This window comes from Kosakonia sp., from assembly GCF_032052965.1.
Classification (GTDB): Bacteria; Pseudomonadota; Gammaproteobacteria; order Enterobacterales; family Enterobacteriaceae; genus Kosakonia.
Genome location: NZ_DAMBVN010000004.1, coordinates 258092 through 274547 on the forward strand (window position 1 = coordinate 258092; position 16456 = coordinate 274547).

The following is a 16456-nucleotide window of genomic DNA, read 5'->3' on the forward strand; positions in this document are numbered from 1 at the left end:
ATGACGATCCGTTTACTGAAAACGGCGACGCGCGTTAGCTTCGCGCGCGGCGCGGGCTGTTTCGACCGAGACGACCCGGCGGCCAACCGGCCATAATGCAATAGCGGCAATCTTGAAATTCGCCACGCCGACGGGAATACCAATAATGGTCATGCACTGGGCGATCCCCGCAACGATATGCATGATGCAGAGCCACCAGCCGAAAAGAACAAACCAAAGAATATTCAGCACGGTACCGCCAACGTTCAGCAGCCCGTTTTTACCCTGAGGCGTTAGTTCGTCGACATGAATCGCTTCATTACCCCAAGGGATTAGCGAGAGTTTAGTGATTTCCCAGCAAGAGCGCGTCAACGGCAGGGTAACAATTAACAGAATGCTCACCAGCGTTGCCACTAACCAGCCCAGGGTGGTGGCAAAACCGCCAAGAACAAAGTTGAGAATATTCAGAATGGTACGCATAAAACCTCAGTGCAATGCAGTAAGCGAAATATCCCCGCAATTGTAACGATTTTTTTGGCTGGAGCACCAATTCTCTGGCAGGTAAACTGACAAACATTGTCACAAGCTGAGAACGATAAGTCATGGAATTGAAAGCGACGTCATTGGGAAAACGGCTGGCGCAGCATCCTTACGATCGCGCGACGATCCTCAATGCAGGCATAAAAGTGGCGGGAGACCGACATGAATACCTTATTCCTTTCAACCAGCTACTGGCAATAGAGTGCAAACGCGGGTTGGTCTGGGGTGAAATGGAGTTCCTGCTTACGGATAAAAAAGTTGTTCGTCTCCATGGTACGGAATGGAGCGAAACCCAACGTTTTTATCACCATCTCTACGAGCGCTGGAATAACTGGAGCGTGGAAATGAGTGAAGTTGCGGCAGGCGTTTTATCCAGACAACTGGATGTGATTGCCGGTCGCGTTGAACAAAAAAAGTGGTTAACGCGCAAACAGGTCAGTGGTCTTCAGCAGCAATTACAGCAAGCATTCACGGCGCTACCTATACCGACCAGCCGCCTGAATGAGTTCGATAATTGCCGCGAACTGTGGCGTCAGTGTCAGGAATGGCTTAACGATCTTGAAGGCCGAAGGGCACAGCATAACCAGACTTATACCGATGCCATGCTGACGGAGTATTCGGCGTTTTTTGATCAGATCGAAACCTCACCTTTAAATCCTGCGCAAGCGCGCGCGGTCGTCAATGGTGAACAAGCATTACTGGTGCTCGCTGGTGCCGGTAGCGGTAAAACCTCTGTTCTGGTGGCGAGAGCAGGATGGTTATTGACGAGAGGAGAAGCGGCGGCCGATCAGATCCTGCTATTAGCCTTTGGTCGCAAGGCGGCACGGGAAATGGATGAACGTATTCGCGCACGGCTGCATACAGACGAAATCTCCGCTCGTACTTTTCATGCTCTGGCGCTACATATCATTCAGCAGGGCAGTAAAAAAGTGCCGCAGATCAGCGAACTGGAGGGCGATACATCAGCTCGTCTGGCGCTGTTAACCGAAAGCTGGTGCCAGCAATGCAGTGAAAAGAAAGCGCAGGCTAAAGGTTGGCGGCAATGGCTGGAAGAGGAGCTCGCGTGGAGTGTTCCGGAAGGCAACTTCTGGGAAAACGAAAAATTACAACGGCGTCTTGCTCCGCGGCTGGATCGTTGGATTGGCCTGATGCGTATGCACGGTGGCGCGCAGGCAGAAATGATTGCCAGTGCGCCTGAAGAGATACGTGATCTGTTTAGTAAGCGTATTAAGTTAATGGCGCCTTTGCTGAAAGCCTGGAAAACGGCCTTAAAAGCGGAAAATGCCGTCGACTTTTCTGGCTTGATTCATCAGGCGGTGAATGTACTGGAGAAGGGGCGTTTTATCAGCCCGTGGAAACATATCCTGGTGGATGAATTTCAGGATATTTCGCCGCAGCGGGCACTGCTGTTGGCGGCGCTGCGTAAACAAAACTCACAGACTACGCTATTTGCGGTGGGGGACGACTGGCAGGCGATTTATCGGTTCAGTGGCGCGCAACTCTCCCTGACTACGGCGTTCCATGATTATTTTGGCGAGGGCGATCTCTGTGCGCTGGATATCACTTATCGTTTCAATACGCGGATTGGTGAAGTGGCGAATCGCTTCGTTCAGCAAAATCCATGGCAACTGGCGAAACCGTTAAACAGCCTGACAGCAGGCGATAAGCATGCCGTTACGCTGCTGGGGCAAGATCACCTGGATGCCCTGTTGGATAAATTGAGCGGCTATGCCACGCCAGAAGACCGTATCCTTGTTCTGGCCCGCTATCATCATGGCAAACCCACCAGCCTGGAAAAAGCTACAACGCGCTGGCCTAAATTACAGCTCGATTTTATGACAATCCATGCCAGCAAAGGCCAGCAGGCAGATTATGTGATTGTGTTAGGGTTAAACGAAGGGACAGATGGTTTCCCTGCGCCAGCCCGCGAATCCATAATGGAACAAGCGCTGTTGCCCCAGCCAGAGGATTTTCCTGATGCGGAAGAGCGGCGTCTGCTGTATGTCGCGTTAACCCGCGCACGGAAACGTGTCTGGCTGTTGTTTGACAAAGAGAACCCGTCGCGCTTTGTCGACATTCTTAAATCGCTGGATGTCCCGGTAGCAAGAAAACCCTGAAATCAGGCGGCGCGAGCCGCCCGATCTTATTTCAGTCGTTCAGAAAGGTAGCGTTGATAATCGGGGATCAGAATTTCAACCGGCGTATTGAACTGCGGGGAGGCGATAATAAAGTCCGCAGTGGACAAGTTCGTCGCAACCGGAATATTCCAGACCGTTGCCAGTCGGAGAAGCGCTTTTACATCCGGGTCATGTGGAACGGCGTTCAGCGGATCCCAAAAGAAAATTAAGACATCAATTTTCCCTTCGGAAATTAACGCGCCCACCTGCTGATCGCCACCCATCGGCCCGCTCAGCATGGCATTCACTTCCAGCCCTGTTGCGCGCTGGATCAAATTTCCGGTCGTGCCTGTCGCATATAACTGATGTTGCGCTAACACCGATTGATGCCGTTCTACCCACTTCATTAACATCTGCTTGCAGTGATCGTGAGCGACCAAAGCGATATGTTTGTGCTCGGGTAGGGTGCGAGTCGTTAATTCCATATTTTTTTCCGTCAGTGATTTTTTCTACAGATTACTGGAAGCGCTTGTTGCTGCAAGAGAAGTCGCCAAAAAAACTGAAAATGGTTGAGTTCCACAGTTTGATTTACACTTTGTGCATTCGCCCGGAGGAAACCATGAAAGAAAACGATATCGCAGGTATTTTACAATCAACTCAGACTATTGCGCTGGTAGGGGCAAGCGATAAACCCGATCGCCCGAGTTATCGCGTAATGAAGTATCTTCTGGAACAGGGTTACCATGTGATCCCGGTTTCGCCAAAAGTCGCGGGTACGACGCTGCTGGGGCAGCAAGGTTATGCGACACTGGCCGACGTGCCAGAAAAAATTGATATGGTTGATGTCTTCCGTAACGCCGAAGCCGCGTGGACTGTCGCGCAGGATGCCATTGCGGTAGGTGCAAAAACCTTGTGGCTGCAGCTTGGTGTTATTAATGAGCAGGCCGCCGTGCTGGCGCGTGAAGCGGGGTTGAACGTGGTAATGGATCGTTGCCCGGCTATTGAAATCCCGCGTCTCGGGCTGGCGAAATAAAACACCCCGCACAGGCGGGGTGAGATCAATTACGCAGGCGCGGTGCCTGAAGTTGTTTACGAATGGTGCGCGCCAGTTCGTCCATCGAGGGTTGTTCCGGATGTTCATCCGTCACTTCGCTGGTCAGTTGCGCTTCTGCAAGATAGGTATGGACGGGTTGCCCATCATCATCTTCCATCACCACGTGATACCAGGGCAGTGCGCGCAACTCGTCATTCACCGCCAGTTCATCGGCGGAGGGTTCGTCAAGAGAATATTCGGGGTCGATATCGACCACTACGCCAAGATAACCCAGCAGTGAGTGGCGAACCTGCTGGCCGATACCGAATTTGCTGGCAATCATTGTCACCTCCCGGGAGCCTTGCATAACACGAGATATGTAGGCAAAGCTCCAAAATTCAAGTTACATGACGCGACAGGCAAACCCTTTCAGATACAGCCCTTCCGGGTAGGTAGCGATCACAGGGTGATCGGCGGCCTGACGGAACTGCTCTATAAATTGTATATCACGACCAGCATCTATTGCGGCATCTGCAATGATTTTCTGAAATAAATCTGTGGTCATCAGACCTGAGCAGGAGAAAGTGAGCAATACACCGCCCGGGTTGAGCAGCTGGATCGCCAGCATATTGATATCTTTGTAGCCGCGGCAGGCGCCCATCAACTGGCTTTTGTTCTCGACGAACTTTGGCGGATCCATGACGATGACATCAAACGTTTCTCCCTGATCGCGATATTTGCGCAGCAGTTTGAAAACGTCATCGCGAACAAACTCCGCCTTGCTCAAATCCAGTTTATTCAGAGTGACGTTTTGCTTTGCTACATCAAGCGCTTCTTGCGACGTGTCTACACTCACAACCTGACGACAACCGCCCATCAGGGCAGAAACCGCAAAACCGCCAGTATAAGAAAAACAGTTCAGAACACGCTTGTCCGCCACATAGCGGCGTGTTGCCAGACGGCTGTCACGCTGATCGAGGTAGTAACCCGTTTTATGCCCGCCCTGAATGTCGACAAACAATTTCATGCCGTTTTCTTCAATCGGCAGCAGGGCTGGCGGCAGTTCTCCCAGTACCGGGCCTTGCGTCAGTTCCAGACCCTCTTTCTTACGTACGGCAACATCGCTACGATCGTAAATTGCGCAATGCGGGTACAGCGTTTGCAGTGCCGAGAGCAGAGCCGGGCGCTGATATTCTGCGCCTGCGCTTAATAACTGTAGGACAAGAAAATTACCAAAGCGGTCAATGGTGACGCCGGGTAACCCGTCGGATTCCCCGGCGATGAGACGATAGCTATCCAGTCCGTCGCGCTGCGCCAGCCAGTCGCGCCACTGTTGTGCCTGCTGGAGGCGACGAGTGAAGAACGCGATGTCGATACTTTCATCTTTATCGAATGTCCAGACACGCGCACGAATTTGTGACGCCGGCGATAAGGCACCGCGCGCCAGCCATTTGCCCTGGTGATCGACAATATCCACGGTTTCTCCGAGGCTGGCTTTCCCTTCCATACGGGCAACCGCGCCGGAGAAAACCCAGGGATGACGGCGTAATAAAGATTTCTCACGCCCTTTGGCTAACACTAAACGTACACTCATATTTGGCTATTCTATAAACTGAAGAAAATGGGCGCTATTGTCACGGGTTCGCCCGGTAAATGCAACGCGCCAGTACGGAAAGGGGAATGAAGATGGCACATGTCTGCACAAAAGCCTGGGTACATGGAAGGGTACAGGGGGTGGGGTTTCGCTATAGCACACAGCATGAAGCCAAACGCCAGGGCCTGACGGGTTACGCCCGTAATCTGGATGATGGAAGCGTCGAAGTTCTCGCGTGTGGTGAGGCCGAAAGTGTTAACCGTTTGATCGAATGGCTTAAAGCCGGAGGACCACGCAGCGCACGTGTTGACAGAGTTCTTACGGAACCCTGTCAACCAGACCGGGAATGGGACGATTTCAGTATTCGCTATTAAATACACTTCACCGGTTTAGGCAGGCCCGCTATTTTCGTTGCCTGCTTCGCAGGCCCTTTTGGGAAAAGGCGGTAGAGATAGCGGCTGTTGCCTTTTTCTTCGCCGTACTTGTTCGCCATGGCTTTTACCAACATGCGAATGGCTGGCGAGGTATTGAACTCCAGATAAAACTCACGCACAAAACGCACCACTTCCCAGTGCTCGGGGGAGAGAGCAATTCCCTCTTTGTCTGCGATAGCCTGTGCCAGCGGCTCGCTCCAGAGTGCACTCTCTTTCAGATAGCCTTCGCTATCGGTTTCGATTTCTTTGCCTTCAAAGATCAACATTGTTTTTCACTACCTCAGCCAACAACGGCGGGAGTGTAGCAAAAAATAAAGCCCCGCATAAGCGGGGCTGAAGGCAGTTCTTTGCGGCTTAGTCTCTGCTGGCAAAACCGAGGATGCTCAACAGGCTCACGAAGATGTTATACAGCGATACGTACAGGCTCACCGTGGCGCGAATGTAGTTGGTTTCACCGCCATGAATGATGTTGCTGGTTTCAAACAGGATAGCGCCGCTGGAAATCAGAATAAATACCGCGCTAATAGCCAGATGCAACGCTGGCAACTGCAGGAAGATATTCGCCACCATACCAATCAGCACAACGACAACGCCAGCCATCAGCATACCACCGAGGAAAGACATATCTTTGCGAGTTGTCAGTACATAGGCCGAGCAGCAGAAAAACACCAACGCGGTGCCGCCGAGCGCCAGGCCGATCACATCGCCCATACCGGCAGAAAGGTACGCATTCAGCATTGGCCCCAGGATATAACCGAGGAAGCCAGTAAAGGCGAATGCAGCCAGGATACCGGTCGGCTTGTTGGCGAGCTTATAGGTCAGGAACATCAGACCATACATCCCGACTAATGTCAGGATTAAGCCCGGCGACGGCAGCATCAACACGGTACTGGCTGTCGCGGTAATGGCGGAAAAGGCCAGTGTCAGGCTCAGTAAGAAATAGGTATTGCGTAAAACCTTGTGCGTGCTTAGCAGGGAAGTGCGATCACGCGATGAAGAAATAATACGATCCATGAGTCACTCTCTTATGACAGATGTAATTAATTGTGGAGTCTAAAAAAGACTGGTTCCCTGACAAAGTTGTTTTACCCATCTTTACTCATAAAGCAAGTCTGTTTGCACGGTGACTTTTGCGTAAAAACGGGCAGACGATGCCACAAGCGATAAATGTGAGGCAAATCCATACTGGTGTCTTATATGTCACTGAAATCCATTGCCCTCTAACCATTTGAGCGCTAAGAGTGTTATGGCATCGTCATTATGTTAACTATCAAGGCGAAGGGACATGAAAAAACAAACACAAAAACATATCGCACTCTCTTTTTTGACTGTCAGCATGTTGGGCGCCTCTGCTGCCTCTTATGCGGCGACAGTGCCAGCCGGAACGACGCTGGCGGAGAAACAGGAACTGGTACGTAACAATGGCAGTGAACCTGCATCGCTTGATCCGCATAAAGTTGAAAGCGATGTTGAGTTCAATATTGTCAGAGACATGTTCGACGGACTGGTGTCGGTCAGAAAAGATGGCTCTATTGAACCGGGTCTGGCAGAAAAATGGGAAAATAAGGACAACACGGTCTGGATTTTTCATCTGCGACCTGGGATTACCTGGTCTGATGGTACCGCGATTACGGCGAAAGACGTGGTCTGGAGTTGGCAGCGGTTGGTGGATCCGAAAACGGCTTCCCCTTACGCCAGTTACCCCGGCAATATGCATATTGTGAATGCGGTTGATATTGCACAGGGCAAAAAATCACCTGATACGCTGGGTGTAAAAGCACTGGATGACATGACACTTGAAGTAACACTGTCGCAACCGACGGCGTATTTCTTGCCGATGTTAGGGCATCCTTCACTGGTAACGCTGGACCCGGTACTGATTGGCCGTTACGGCGACAAGTGGACGAAGCCAGAACATATTGTGACCAGCGGCGCTTACAAAGCGACAGAGTGGGTCGTGAATGAACGTATCGTTGCCGTGCGCAATCCGCGCTATTGGAATGACAAAGCGACGGTCATCAATAAAGTGACTTACCTACCAATCAATTCGGAAACCGCAGATGTAAATCGTTTCAAAGCGGGTGAAATTGACATTACGAATACCATCCCGGTGAACCAGTTTGCCCAACTGAAAAAAACGCTTGGCGATCAGGTTAGTGTAGTGCCGCAGTTAGCGACCTACTATTACGAGTTCAATACCACCAAGCCACCCTTTAACGATCCGCGCGTACGCCGGGCGCTCAATATGGCGCTGGATAAAGATATCATCGCCGATAAAGTGATGGCGCAAGGTCAACGTCCTGCATGGGTTATCAGTCAGCCTGAAATTGGTGGTGTAAAAATCGTCCCGCCAGAGTACGCATCGTGGCCACGTGAAAAAAGGCTGGCGGAAGCAAAGAAACTGCTGAATGAAGCGGGCTTTAATGAGCAGCATCCGCTGAGTTTTAATCTGCTTTACAACACCATGGAAACGCACCAGCGCATTGCCATTGCCGCGAGCTCTATGTGGAAGAAAAATCTGGGTGTTGAAGCCAAACTGCAGAACCAGGAGTGGAAAACGATGCTGGATACCATGCATAACGGTACTTTCGATGTTGTACGTTATGCCTGGATTGCCGATTATGATGATGCGGCGACGTTTTTGAATAATTTCTGCACCGGGGAGAGTGAAAATACCAGTCAGTACACTAACCCAGCTTATGACGAAGCCTTGCATAATGCCGCAAAAGCGAAAGATATTGCGGAACGAGGCAAATATTACCAGCAGGCGGAAGATCTACTGGGCCAGGATGTCCCGGCCATACCGGTGTATCACTATGTGCGTACCCATTTGGTCAAACCATGGGTAGGTGGCTTTGACCCCGACACTCTTGGTTTCTTCCTGACGAAAGATATTTATATTAAAAAGCACTGAGTGTTTTTACAGCGATTGCGTTGAATAAATCATCATAATGCTGATATTTCAGGCGAATAACACACTTTTGATGATTTTTCAGGCAAATAAACATTCTTGGTCTTTACAGACGACACTGGGATGTTTATAGTGCGCCTCATTCCGGAAGTGTGGCCGAGCGGTTGAAGGCACCGGTCTTGAAAACCGGCGACCCGAAAGGGTTCCAGAGTTCGAATCTCTGCGCTTCCGCCAGATTAAACAAGGGGTTACCAAAAGGTAACCCCTTTGTTTTTTTGGTTTATAGTCCATTCATCGAAGCTTTCCAAATTCTGACTGTTTCGCCGCAGGTCGTAGCATGGCTATCAACTTCATTTTTCGCTCACGAACCTGTACTCGCCCTCTTTTTTGAACCAATAGGCTTTGTTGCAGAACACGTGCAGCGACACAACGAGCCCTGCGCTACACAGTTACTATCAATGCACGTGGGATAAGAGCGGGATTAGCGTTTCGAAAACGCAAACCAGCCAGATGGCAGGTCATATCATAAAAGTATTGCTGGCAGGGGAACGAAGCGGAGGAGAAATATCATTGATTTTCCTCCACCTCAGGAGCATGTCAGGAAGGTTAAATCTTCGCGCCTAAAATTCTGGATGCGACAGCTTTTGCGGCTTCAAGTTTTGCTTTCCCCGCTTCGGAATGTGTGCCAGATTCGAATGCTTTGAAGTTAAGTTCAATGTTCTCCACTGCTTTTTCTACAAACACTCTAGGCAGTTCTGAGCAAATGGACTGAAAAATTATTTCATATGCTAAAGCACGACACTGAAGATCATTAATCACTTCTTCTACTGGCTTCATAACCTCTCCTTAAGAACAGTATGACAATCACCCACAGACAAAAAATGTCCGTCTCGAGTACCTGTGCGATATGAATATTTACTATCGTTCAGTTAGACAAATAACACCAGAGAAAGCCGTGACCAAAGCGGGCCGGACCCATCGAAAGACATATCGAAGCCGGTTATAGGTGCGGTAACGCCATTCTGCTACTAAAACCCCGGTTCGAAAATTAACGCCCATGCCGTATCAGGCGATCTTTTTTGGGGGGATGGATGCCCGTGATGATCCGTGTCCTGGTTTTCGCATAGACGTTCGCGGTGCAGGTAAGGACGCCACCGTCTGCCGTTATGGCTGCATACTGCCACAAGGCACAAAAGCTTTCAGAGTACCAATCTCCGGGGGCATCCCTGATTAAAAAGGGCTACCGAAAGTAAACCCTTTTATTTTCTCGCCTTCGGTCAGCGCGAACCATTTTTCACTTACCTTCCAGGGGAGAGAAGCATACCGATCAAGCCGCTAAATGCTTACTCGATCTGGTACGGGTGAAAATGGGTGTCAGCTGTGCAATTTAGCGCAGTGAACGGGTGCAATAAAAAATAGGCCGCTTACCGATAGAGAATACAAAACCATCATTACCCAGGTTGTGAATGGAGTAAGTTATTTGTTTTTGCGGATAAACATAAAAGTCCGGTAACATTTGAGCGATAATCTCATCGGGTAATGATTCAACATTAGCAAATTTGTGAATGACACTGGATTTGAGATGGTAGATGTCTTTATTGTCAGTCCAGCTATAAGAAATATCTCGTCGAATATTTCCTTGCTGATGAACACCTTGTGCATAGGTGCCACTTACCGAAACAACACCTTTCTTTTCATGTGGTGTGTACATGAAATCCAGCGTTAAATCTGCACGAGCATCACCGTGAAAAACGACGATAGTCGCTGAGCATGCATCTGAATGGAGAAGCTGTAATTTCATCCTGTCATAAAAATAAGGTAGGCAAGCACCAGTGATGAAAAATAATATTAAGAAGCAGAGCGTTTTCCCCTTAGTCATCGTTCACCCCCCGAAAAAATAGCGAGGTGCATTCGGGCGAAGTGGAAGGTGAAAGTTCATTTTTGCATAAAAATGCCGTCAGGGTGGGAGACGTTCTGGATAAATAAGCGTAAATCCAGGGATGCGTGCGGCAATCCAGACCGGTACTTTTTATTATGTTGCTAATGTGTCCGTCATTATTATCGCCATCATAGGCATCATTGTTTGCATAAAAATTACAGCCCTTTTCTTTTTCAATCCAACGATACGACTGAAATAAAACGGGGGCTCCACTGATATGTTGAAAGAGTAGTGTGGTCAGCATTCCCATAATGAAAGAAATAAGCATGACGATAGCGAATGCTTTCCAGTGCAGACGTTTCGGAGAAGGCTTTTTAATGTTGATTGACGGCACTCCAGCCAAAAGCAATGGAGTACTATGAGGTAATGTTTCGTTAGTGGGGATCTCGTTGTTCGTTGTATTGGCAGTGTCTGGAACAAACTCAGACATAACTTCCGCTTGCCTGTAAACCTTCACACTGGCATCAATCTGAAAGCCTTTTCTAGGGATCGTCGCAATGAGTCTTCTGTCTGTTTCTCCAACGGCGCGTAAGCCACGCCGCACGATAGAAATGTTTTGATAAAGGGTATTGGCGGGCACCAACATTCCTTCTTCTTCCCAGACTTTTTTAAAGAAATCTTGTTGAAGTACAACGTTGGGTGAGGCTTCCAGCAATAGCAGAAGACACCGGCTTGCCGGAGATGTTAATGTGACACTGACCTCAGGATTATTTGCAGAAATTAGCTTTTTGGATCCCGGTCTGAATTCAATGTTATCGTTGATAATCCAGTGCATATATTGATTATGACGAGGCCGGAGGCGCTGTCCCTTTTAGAATAAAATCTTCATTGATTAATAGCTTCCCAGATATTTATTTCAACATACCGTTGTGTTAATTACCATTCTTTTTACAAGAAAATGTGTGTCTTAACGTTAATATCTAAAGGTATGCTATCTATTCTGTATTTAATTTACAATAAATAGAAATACATACCTCTATGTAATTATTGAAAAAAGTTCAAGCCACTTATTGCTTTAAATTAAACTACGTGAACGTCTAAAATTTTTGTAAGAGGGCATGCAGTTAGTCATTCGCATAAATTATTGGTCTTGATGAATCTTTCATCGTAGATAATGATTGTACTCGAAGCATGTTTTAACGCCGGGAGGCGAAGAATATCACCCGGACGCAGATACCAGGATTCACCCTCTTCTTCAGTTGAGGTGCAAAACGGCTTTATCAGCAGTTTGAACCAGGTATTGCCGGTATTTTTAAAGGTCCCGTTAGTACGATTATACGCCCACTTAAAATTTATTTTACGCGGCCTTACAACAAGCACTGTATCTAACACAACCACTGGCATCATACCTACGGAGCTGGTTGCAGTGCGGGCGATATTGCGATTCTCAGGCGAAATTTCATAAAAAATAGCGCGATAGTAACGTTCTTTGTCGTCATGAGGACCATTGTATTGAAATTTAAAAAAATCTCCCTCGCTGGGTTGCAGTACCAATTGCTTTGGTGTGTAAAGCAGTTCGCCAGGAAATACTGGCGTGCGAATCTCATTTGCGCCAGGTTTGTCAATGCCAAACACAGTGACCCTGTAAAGGCGAGCCGACACGTTATTATTGACGATATATTTACTGACAACCGACTTTTCGGGCGCCATCGAAAAAGTTAGATTTCCTGCATAAATAGCCTGAGATGGCTTGGGCAGAATGAGTATCATCAATAAGAATATATTTTTAAAAGAGTTATGGAACATTTCGCCACGTCGCCTTTACTCTGATCTCCCCGGCTGCGCTTACGTCTCCGTACCATTGATCCCCCGTTAATGAATAAAGGGACTGTGGGGAATCCATTGCCACAGAAAACCTCACTGTTGATTTGTTCATGAGCCCGTTGTTGCCATTACTGTCGATCCAGGGAGACTCCACCCAGAATGCATCCGTCATATCCCGCCACTGACCATCACAGCCAACATCATAGGTTCTCATGTCGCCGGTACGGGTGGCGAAACTGAGGTAAGCCGGAAAGGGCACTTGGGTCAGGCCGTCCGGGGAGCTAAAAATACACCAGGAACGGCCCTGTAATGACTGGGTGGGGCCTGAAACGTTAATCATGACTTCATCTGCAGCGGTTTTGCCATTCGTGGTAACGGTATAATCAAAATCCAGAGAAGGATTTCCGTTACCGACATTGCCTTGTCGGGTTGGATTAGCAACCGCATCGCTGGAAATGATGCTTATGCTAAAATCACGTGGTTTAATGATAAGCTGACTCGATGTTGAAAATTCATACCAGCCTGATTCAGGTGCAGTAATATTACGCAGGCGGAAATTGAAGATGTCTCTTGAGTTCACATCACTGATGCCCAGATCGACCATTTTTTTCAAAAAGTTTGAAGATAAAAATACAAAGACCGAATACCAGCCTTTCATATCATTGAAGGTATAATAATTTATCATGCCATTAACGGTTTTCCATGACTGGCCATCAAGGCTGAACTGCATGTCACCGGACGATATTGCTGCTTCAAGCGCGGCATTTTTAATGGATGGGAAAATCTGAATGGAAGTATTACTGAGGCCATTTTGATTCAAAACATAACTCATCATACGGCATGCAACACCGCTATTTCTGCCTATTACCTGAAGAAAGCAGCCGGAGCTATCGGCGCCTAATGTTGGTTTGCCATCACTGTTAATGAAGATTTCAGACAGAGCTGATGTGTTATAAAGTTTTAATTGTGCACCTTTCGTGAAAGAGACTTTGCGGGTATACCAGAGGCCTGTCGCCATATTCTGGCAACGTTCGCCTTGACTGGCGTTGTAACTCTCGCGAGTTTGACAACCATTAATCGTCATTGAAAAGTTACTGCCAACCGGGATGCTATTAAGTTGTTGGTAAAATTGGTCGGACATCATCCCATGCATCCATTTCGCCCCACCGGGAGGCACAACAACGCCATAGAACCCCTGGTTATCGGTCATTTCTGGTTCGATCAAACTGGTATTTGCATCACAGCCGGAGTAATGGCTAATACAGCGTAAACCCGAGAGCGGGTGGGCAACAGGGGAGTTTTCGAGCCACATGTCAAATCTCCAGTTGCTGTTTAAGAGAGTGTTATAGCCATTATCGATATAACCCAGGCTCTGTTGATAAAGTGAACCTTTAAGCGTGGTCCAGCGATTGGAACCGGTCATTCTCGGATCCAGTGCGCCTGCAGGGGTCACAAAAAAACTATCATCGGTGTCATTTTCAACAAAGACATATTCGCGGGTTGGTGCATCACTGAATACTGTTTTTGTCACGGCAGAAAACGCGGGATAAGTAACAGCAATTAAAATAAGAAAGAGATGTGTAGGATATCTTTTAACCCGCATGGTTAAACTCCGTTGGCGTTGTACTGGCATATGATTTTAAACCCCGGCAAATAACATCACCTACCCAAATAGCCCCCCGTGCGTCGCTAATATCCAGCTCCGTTTCACAGCGTTTATTATTGCCATAGTAAAAGTCTATGACAGGGTATTTCTTATCAACATCCATCACAAACTCACCATTATTGTCGGTCTGTGCCCGGCCGACATGGTTGTTGATTGGGGCATTGGCAAGTGATGTCCCATCTTCTGCGTGTATGCGACCGAATACAGTGACGATCTGTTTTATTGTCGGCTCAATAATGACAACATTGCCTGGGTAAAGCGTAAGCGAACTCTTTCTGCCGCTGGAAATATCATAACTATCCAGCGAGTTTTTGCTGTTTTGAATTTCAATTTCATACGTATTGTAAGATTGCAAGGGGATATAATTACGTGAGCCGGTTAATTGTACAGCTCGTCCGTTAACCCTTGCTGAAAGTTGGCCTTCGTCTTCGATATCCGTCCGGATAATAATGCCAGCATTGCCTTCATTACTACCACTGGCCACTATTTCTTTTCCCTGCCAGCCAATACTACCGCTGGAGGTTAAATTAGCATTGATATAACCGTCAGCACCACTATTTACATTGACCGTACCAGAGGACAATCTCGATTCGTATCTTACGCCAGCCCCACCACTGAACGCACGATGACCCTGAGCCGAGCCTGAAACCACATGAGAAATATCAGCACCGACATTACGAATAATGCCTTCGTCATACGTTTTCTGTACTGCAATATTCGCCGCTGTGTAACCGTCCTGGTGCGTCATTCCAGTACGAAGCCAGTTTCCCAATGGCAGAGAAAAATCTAGCGCCACGTATTTTTGAATACTTGAACTGTTGCTGTAGAGTCCCGTTTCATACCGTTGTACGCCGAGGCGTAAGCCCAACGAGCCGAAAACGCCGTTATACAGTGGCTGCGCGTAATCAACCAGGTAGTAGTGACTCTTATGATAACGATCTTCATTATAGCTGGCACTTAGCGAACCGAGCCTTGACCACAGCATATTGCCGTTTAGCGAAAGACCAACCGCGCGGTTATTAGCCCTATTGCGACGTAACGCATTACCAATGTTCGTCTTTTCCTGGCTAACCCATATTGAACTGAAGCCGCCGGGCAGTGCCATGCTCATATTACTGATTAGGCTCCATGAACGGTCTGAAGAGGCCATATTCTGCAGATTTATGTTTAAAAAATCGTCGACTGGCAATGACAGATTCGTTTCGACGATGCTTAGCGAATTGTAGTTATACCCTGTCGCCATCCAACGAGAATTACTCAACATGCCTGAGGAAGAGACGCCAATAATGGTAGTGTCACGTGCTTTTTTTTCATTGCCCTCTTCCGGGTACCAGTCATTCATATGTATCCGGCCACCCCATATCTGCCAGCCAGTAGCAATGCCAGCCCCGGTATTCTGCGAGAAGATTTTATTTACGCGCTGGATACTTTTATTGATCGTTTTACCGTTAACTACCACTTCAACAGTGATGTCATAAATGCCGTGCGGTAACCCACGGGTGTCAATTTCATGACTACCCATATTAAAATTCTGAATGCTCAGTAACTTATTATCGCGATACAGGAGAGCTTCCCCGGCAGAGGGGAAAAAGGCAATGATCGGCGTAACGGAATGAGAAGAATCAAATACAGTCGAATTTGCATTATTCCCCCAGGAGAAACCATAAGCCTTACCGGAGGAAATAGCGGTAATCGGGCCAAGAGATTGCAAATTCCATGTATCAAGCATGCCCGCCGCGAAGCGGTAACCCGCAAAATCGCGTTCATACATCGCCTTATACATGGCAGTTTGTTGGTGCGCAGTTCCCATACCATAAAGCGTGCCATCGACAAAGATATGATGTTCACGCATCGCCAACGCTTCGTTAAGAGATAAGTAACTTGAGGTATTATTATCTCCGTCTGGCGTCTGGTTGCTATATATGCCCAGAACATAGTTAAGCGCACTGCTGAGTTTTTTTCCGCTTGATGCGCCCATATGCGCTGTATGCTTTTGCAACAGTGTTGCTAACGCCTCAGGTTTTATCACCAGTTGTAACGTAAGTTGCTGAAAATTAAGATGCAGAAAAGCATTATTGTTAAGTGTAATTTCCATGTGTTGATCAAAAGCGACGTCAGTAAGGTCGATTAATTTGTCGCTTGTTTCATCATTCAAATGAGCATTCTCGTCATGGCGTTCGAGTTCAATTCGACGTATCTTTAACGTGTTATCATCCATCAATATCAAAGCGCGACCTATACGCTGATCATCTTTGTTATCATGCGCATTATTTAGATGTATAAATAAAGGTATATTCATGCCGTCATGCAGAGCTTTATTAAAAGTCTCGGGTATTATCACGCCGCCAAAATTTATAATATTCTGGTTGTTGGCACAGGCATTATTGATTGCATTGAATGTCATCGTGGTGAATGCTATTAAAAAACAAATGGCTTTTCTATCCATAATGAACATTAGCGTCACTCCATGACAACTTAT

Annotated in this window: 16 protein-coding genes and 1 tRNA gene; 5 read left to right on the plus strand and 12 right to left on the minus strand. The window is 47.7% G+C overall.

Annotated features, from left to right (window positions below):
• Positions 1-12 precede the first annotated feature (12 nt).
• Positions 13-459 carry a YccF domain-containing protein gene (locus RTX30_RS07950; protein WP_312688667.1) on the minus strand — a complete coding sequence of 149 codons (447 nt, stop codon included), beginning with the start codon at positions 457-459 and terminating at the stop codon, positions 13-15.
• A gap of 122 nt (positions 460-581) precedes the next feature.
• On the opposite strand from RTX30_RS07950, the gene helD reads away from it, so the two are divergent.
• Positions 582-2636 carry a DNA helicase IV gene (gene helD, locus RTX30_RS07955; RefSeq protein ID WP_312688669.1) on the plus strand — a complete coding sequence of 685 codons (2055 nt, stop codon included), beginning with the start codon at positions 582-584 and terminating at the stop codon, positions 2634-2636.
• A 26-nt stretch (positions 2637-2662) separates the two neighbouring features.
• Here helD and mgsA read toward each other — a convergent pair whose 3' ends face one another.
• Entirely contained in the window at positions 2663-3121 is a 459-nt protein-coding gene (gene mgsA / locus RTX30_RS07960) for a methylglyoxal synthase (RefSeq protein WP_312688671.1), read from the minus strand.
• A 134-nt stretch (positions 3122-3255) separates the two neighbouring features.
• Between mgsA and RTX30_RS07965 the strand changes: the two genes are divergently transcribed.
• Positions 3256-3669, plus strand: coding sequence for a CoA-binding protein (locus tag RTX30_RS07965; protein WP_312688672.1), 414 nt, complete (start codon positions 3256-3258; stop codon positions 3667-3669).
• A gap of 25 nt (positions 3670-3694) precedes the next feature.
• Here RTX30_RS07965 and hspQ read toward each other — a convergent pair whose 3' ends face one another.
• Both hspQ and rlmI read right to left on the minus strand, forming a co-directional pair.
• Entirely contained in the window at positions 3695-4012 is a 318-nt protein-coding gene (gene hspQ / locus RTX30_RS07970) for a heat shock protein HspQ (RefSeq protein WP_312688673.1), read from the minus strand.
• Between the two features lie 60 nt (positions 4013-4072).
• Positions 4073-5263: a 23S rRNA (cytosine(1962)-C(5))-methyltransferase RlmI gene (rlmI, locus tag RTX30_RS07975; RefSeq protein WP_312688674.1), complete on the minus strand. Its 1191-nt coding sequence runs from the start codon at positions 5261-5263 to the stop codon at positions 4073-4075.
• 92 nt (positions 5264-5355) lie between these two features.
• On the opposite strand from rlmI, the gene yccX reads away from it, so the two are divergent.
• A complete protein-coding gene (gene yccX, locus RTX30_RS07980) occupies positions 5356-5637 on the plus strand; it encodes an acylphosphatase (protein WP_312688758.1) in 282 nt (93 codons plus the stop codon).
• On the opposite strand, the gene tusE is transcribed toward yccX, so the two are convergent.
• Together tusE and yccA are read right to left on the minus strand one after the other, a co-directional pair.
• On the minus strand, positions 5634-5963 hold the full coding sequence (tusE, locus tag RTX30_RS07985; RefSeq protein WP_312688675.1) for a sulfurtransferase TusE: 330 nt from the start codon (positions 5961-5963) through the stop codon (positions 5634-5636). The genes yccX and tusE overlap by 4 nt on opposite strands.
• 88 nt (positions 5964-6051) lie before the next feature.
• The gene (gene yccA, locus RTX30_RS07990; protein ID WP_312688676.1) at positions 6052-6711 is read right to left on the minus strand and encodes an FtsH protease modulator YccA; all 660 of its coding nucleotides are present in this window, start codon (positions 6709-6711) and stop codon (positions 6052-6054) included.
• 271 nt (positions 6712-6982) lie between these two features.
• Between yccA and RTX30_RS07995 the strand changes: the two genes are divergently transcribed.
• Entirely contained in the window at positions 6983-8611 is a 1629-nt protein-coding gene (locus RTX30_RS07995; RefSeq protein WP_312688677.1) for an ABC transporter substrate-binding protein, read from the plus strand.
• A gap of 143 nt (positions 8612-8754) precedes the next feature.
• Positions 8755-8842: transfer RNA gene (locus tag RTX30_RS08000), tRNA-Ser, on the plus strand.
• 372 nt (positions 8843-9214) lie between these two features.
• Here RTX30_RS08000 and RTX30_RS08005 read toward each other — a convergent pair.
• From RTX30_RS08005 to RTX30_RS08030, 6 genes are all read right to left on the minus strand, one after another.
• Positions 9215-9445 (minus strand): hypothetical protein, encoded by a 231-nt coding sequence (locus RTX30_RS08005; protein ID WP_312688679.1) that lies wholly within the window; start codon positions 9443-9445, stop codon positions 9215-9217.
• Positions 9446-9995: 550 nt separating this feature from the next.
• Entirely contained in the window at positions 9996-10487 is a 492-nt protein-coding gene (locus RTX30_RS08010; RefSeq protein WP_312688681.1) for a hypothetical protein, read from the minus strand.
• Complete coding sequence (locus RTX30_RS08015) at positions 10480-11322, minus strand: transcriptional regulator (protein WP_312688682.1); 843 nt, start codon at positions 11320-11322, stop codon at positions 10480-10482. Before RTX30_RS08015 ends, RTX30_RS08010 begins: the two co-directional genes overlap by 8 nt.
• Positions 11323-11615: 293 nt before the next feature.
• On the minus strand, positions 11616-12293 hold the full coding sequence (locus tag RTX30_RS08020; RefSeq protein WP_312688683.1) for a hypothetical protein: 678 nt from the start codon (positions 12291-12293) through the stop codon (positions 11616-11618).
• Positions 12283-13914 (minus strand): hypothetical protein, encoded by a 1632-nt coding sequence (locus RTX30_RS08025; protein WP_312688684.1) that lies wholly within the window; start codon positions 13912-13914, stop codon positions 12283-12285. The genes RTX30_RS08020 and RTX30_RS08025 overlap by 11 nt, the downstream gene beginning before the upstream one ends.
• Positions 13904-16432, minus strand: coding sequence for a CS1-pili formation C-terminal domain-containing protein (locus RTX30_RS08030; RefSeq protein ID WP_312688685.1), 2529 nt, complete (start codon positions 16430-16432; stop codon positions 13904-13906). The genes RTX30_RS08025 and RTX30_RS08030 overlap by 11 nt, the downstream gene beginning before the upstream one ends.
• Between the last annotated feature and the right edge of the window lie 24 nt (positions 16433-16456).

Bases quoted from the DNA above. Each gene is read 5' to 3' on its own strand.
- RTX30_RS07950 (WP_312688667.1), bottom strand. From the start codon at position 459: ATGCGTACCATTCTGAATATTCTCAACTTTGTTCTTGGCGGTTTTGCC.
- helD (WP_312688669.1), top strand. From the start codon at position 582: ATGGAATTGAAAGCGACGTCATTGGGAAAACGGCTGGCGCAGCATCCT.
- mgsA (WP_312688671.1), bottom strand. From the start codon at position 3,121: ATGGAATTAACGACTCGCACCCTACCCGAGCACAAACATATCGCTTTG.
- RTX30_RS07965 (WP_312688672.1), top strand. From the start codon at position 3,256: ATGAAAGAAAACGATATCGCAGGTATTTTACAATCAACTCAGACTATT.
- hspQ (WP_312688673.1), bottom strand. From the start codon at position 4,012: ATGATTGCCAGCAAATTCGGTATCGGCCAGCAGGTTCGCCACTCACTG.
- rlmI (WP_312688674.1), bottom strand. From the start codon at position 5,263: ATGAGTGTACGTTTAGTGTTAGCCAAAGGGCGTGAGAAATCTTTATTA.
- yccX (WP_312688758.1), top strand. From the start codon at position 5,356: ATGGCACATGTCTGCACAAAAGCCTGGGTACATGGAAGGGTACAGGGG.
- tusE (WP_312688675.1), bottom strand. From the start codon at position 5,963: ATGTTGATCTTTGAAGGCAAAGAAATCGAAACCGATAGCGAAGGCTAT.
- yccA (WP_312688676.1), bottom strand. From the start codon at position 6,711: ATGGATCGTATTATTTCTTCATCGCGTGATCGCACTTCCCTGCTAAGC.
- RTX30_RS07995 (WP_312688677.1), top strand. From the start codon at position 6,983: ATGAAAAAACAAACACAAAAACATATCGCACTCTCTTTTTTGACTGTC.
- RTX30_RS08005 (WP_312688679.1), bottom strand. From the start codon at position 9,445: ATGAAGCCAGTAGAAGAAGTGATTAATGATCTTCAGTGTCGTGCTTTA.
- RTX30_RS08010 (WP_312688681.1), bottom strand. From the start codon at position 10,487: ATGACTAAGGGGAAAACGCTCTGCTTCTTAATATTATTTTTCATCACT.
- RTX30_RS08015 (WP_312688682.1), bottom strand. From the start codon at position 11,322: ATGCACTGGATTATCAACGATAACATTGAATTCAGACCGGGATCCAAA.
- RTX30_RS08020 (WP_312688683.1), bottom strand. From the start codon at position 12,293: ATGTTCCATAACTCTTTTAAAAATATATTCTTATTGATGATACTCATT.
- RTX30_RS08025 (WP_312688684.1), bottom strand. From the start codon at position 13,914: ATGCGGGTTAAAAGATATCCTACACATCTCTTTCTTATTTTAATTGCT.
- RTX30_RS08030 (WP_312688685.1), bottom strand. From the start codon at position 16,432: ATGTTCATTATGGATAGAAAAGCCATTTGTTTTTTAATAGCATTCACC.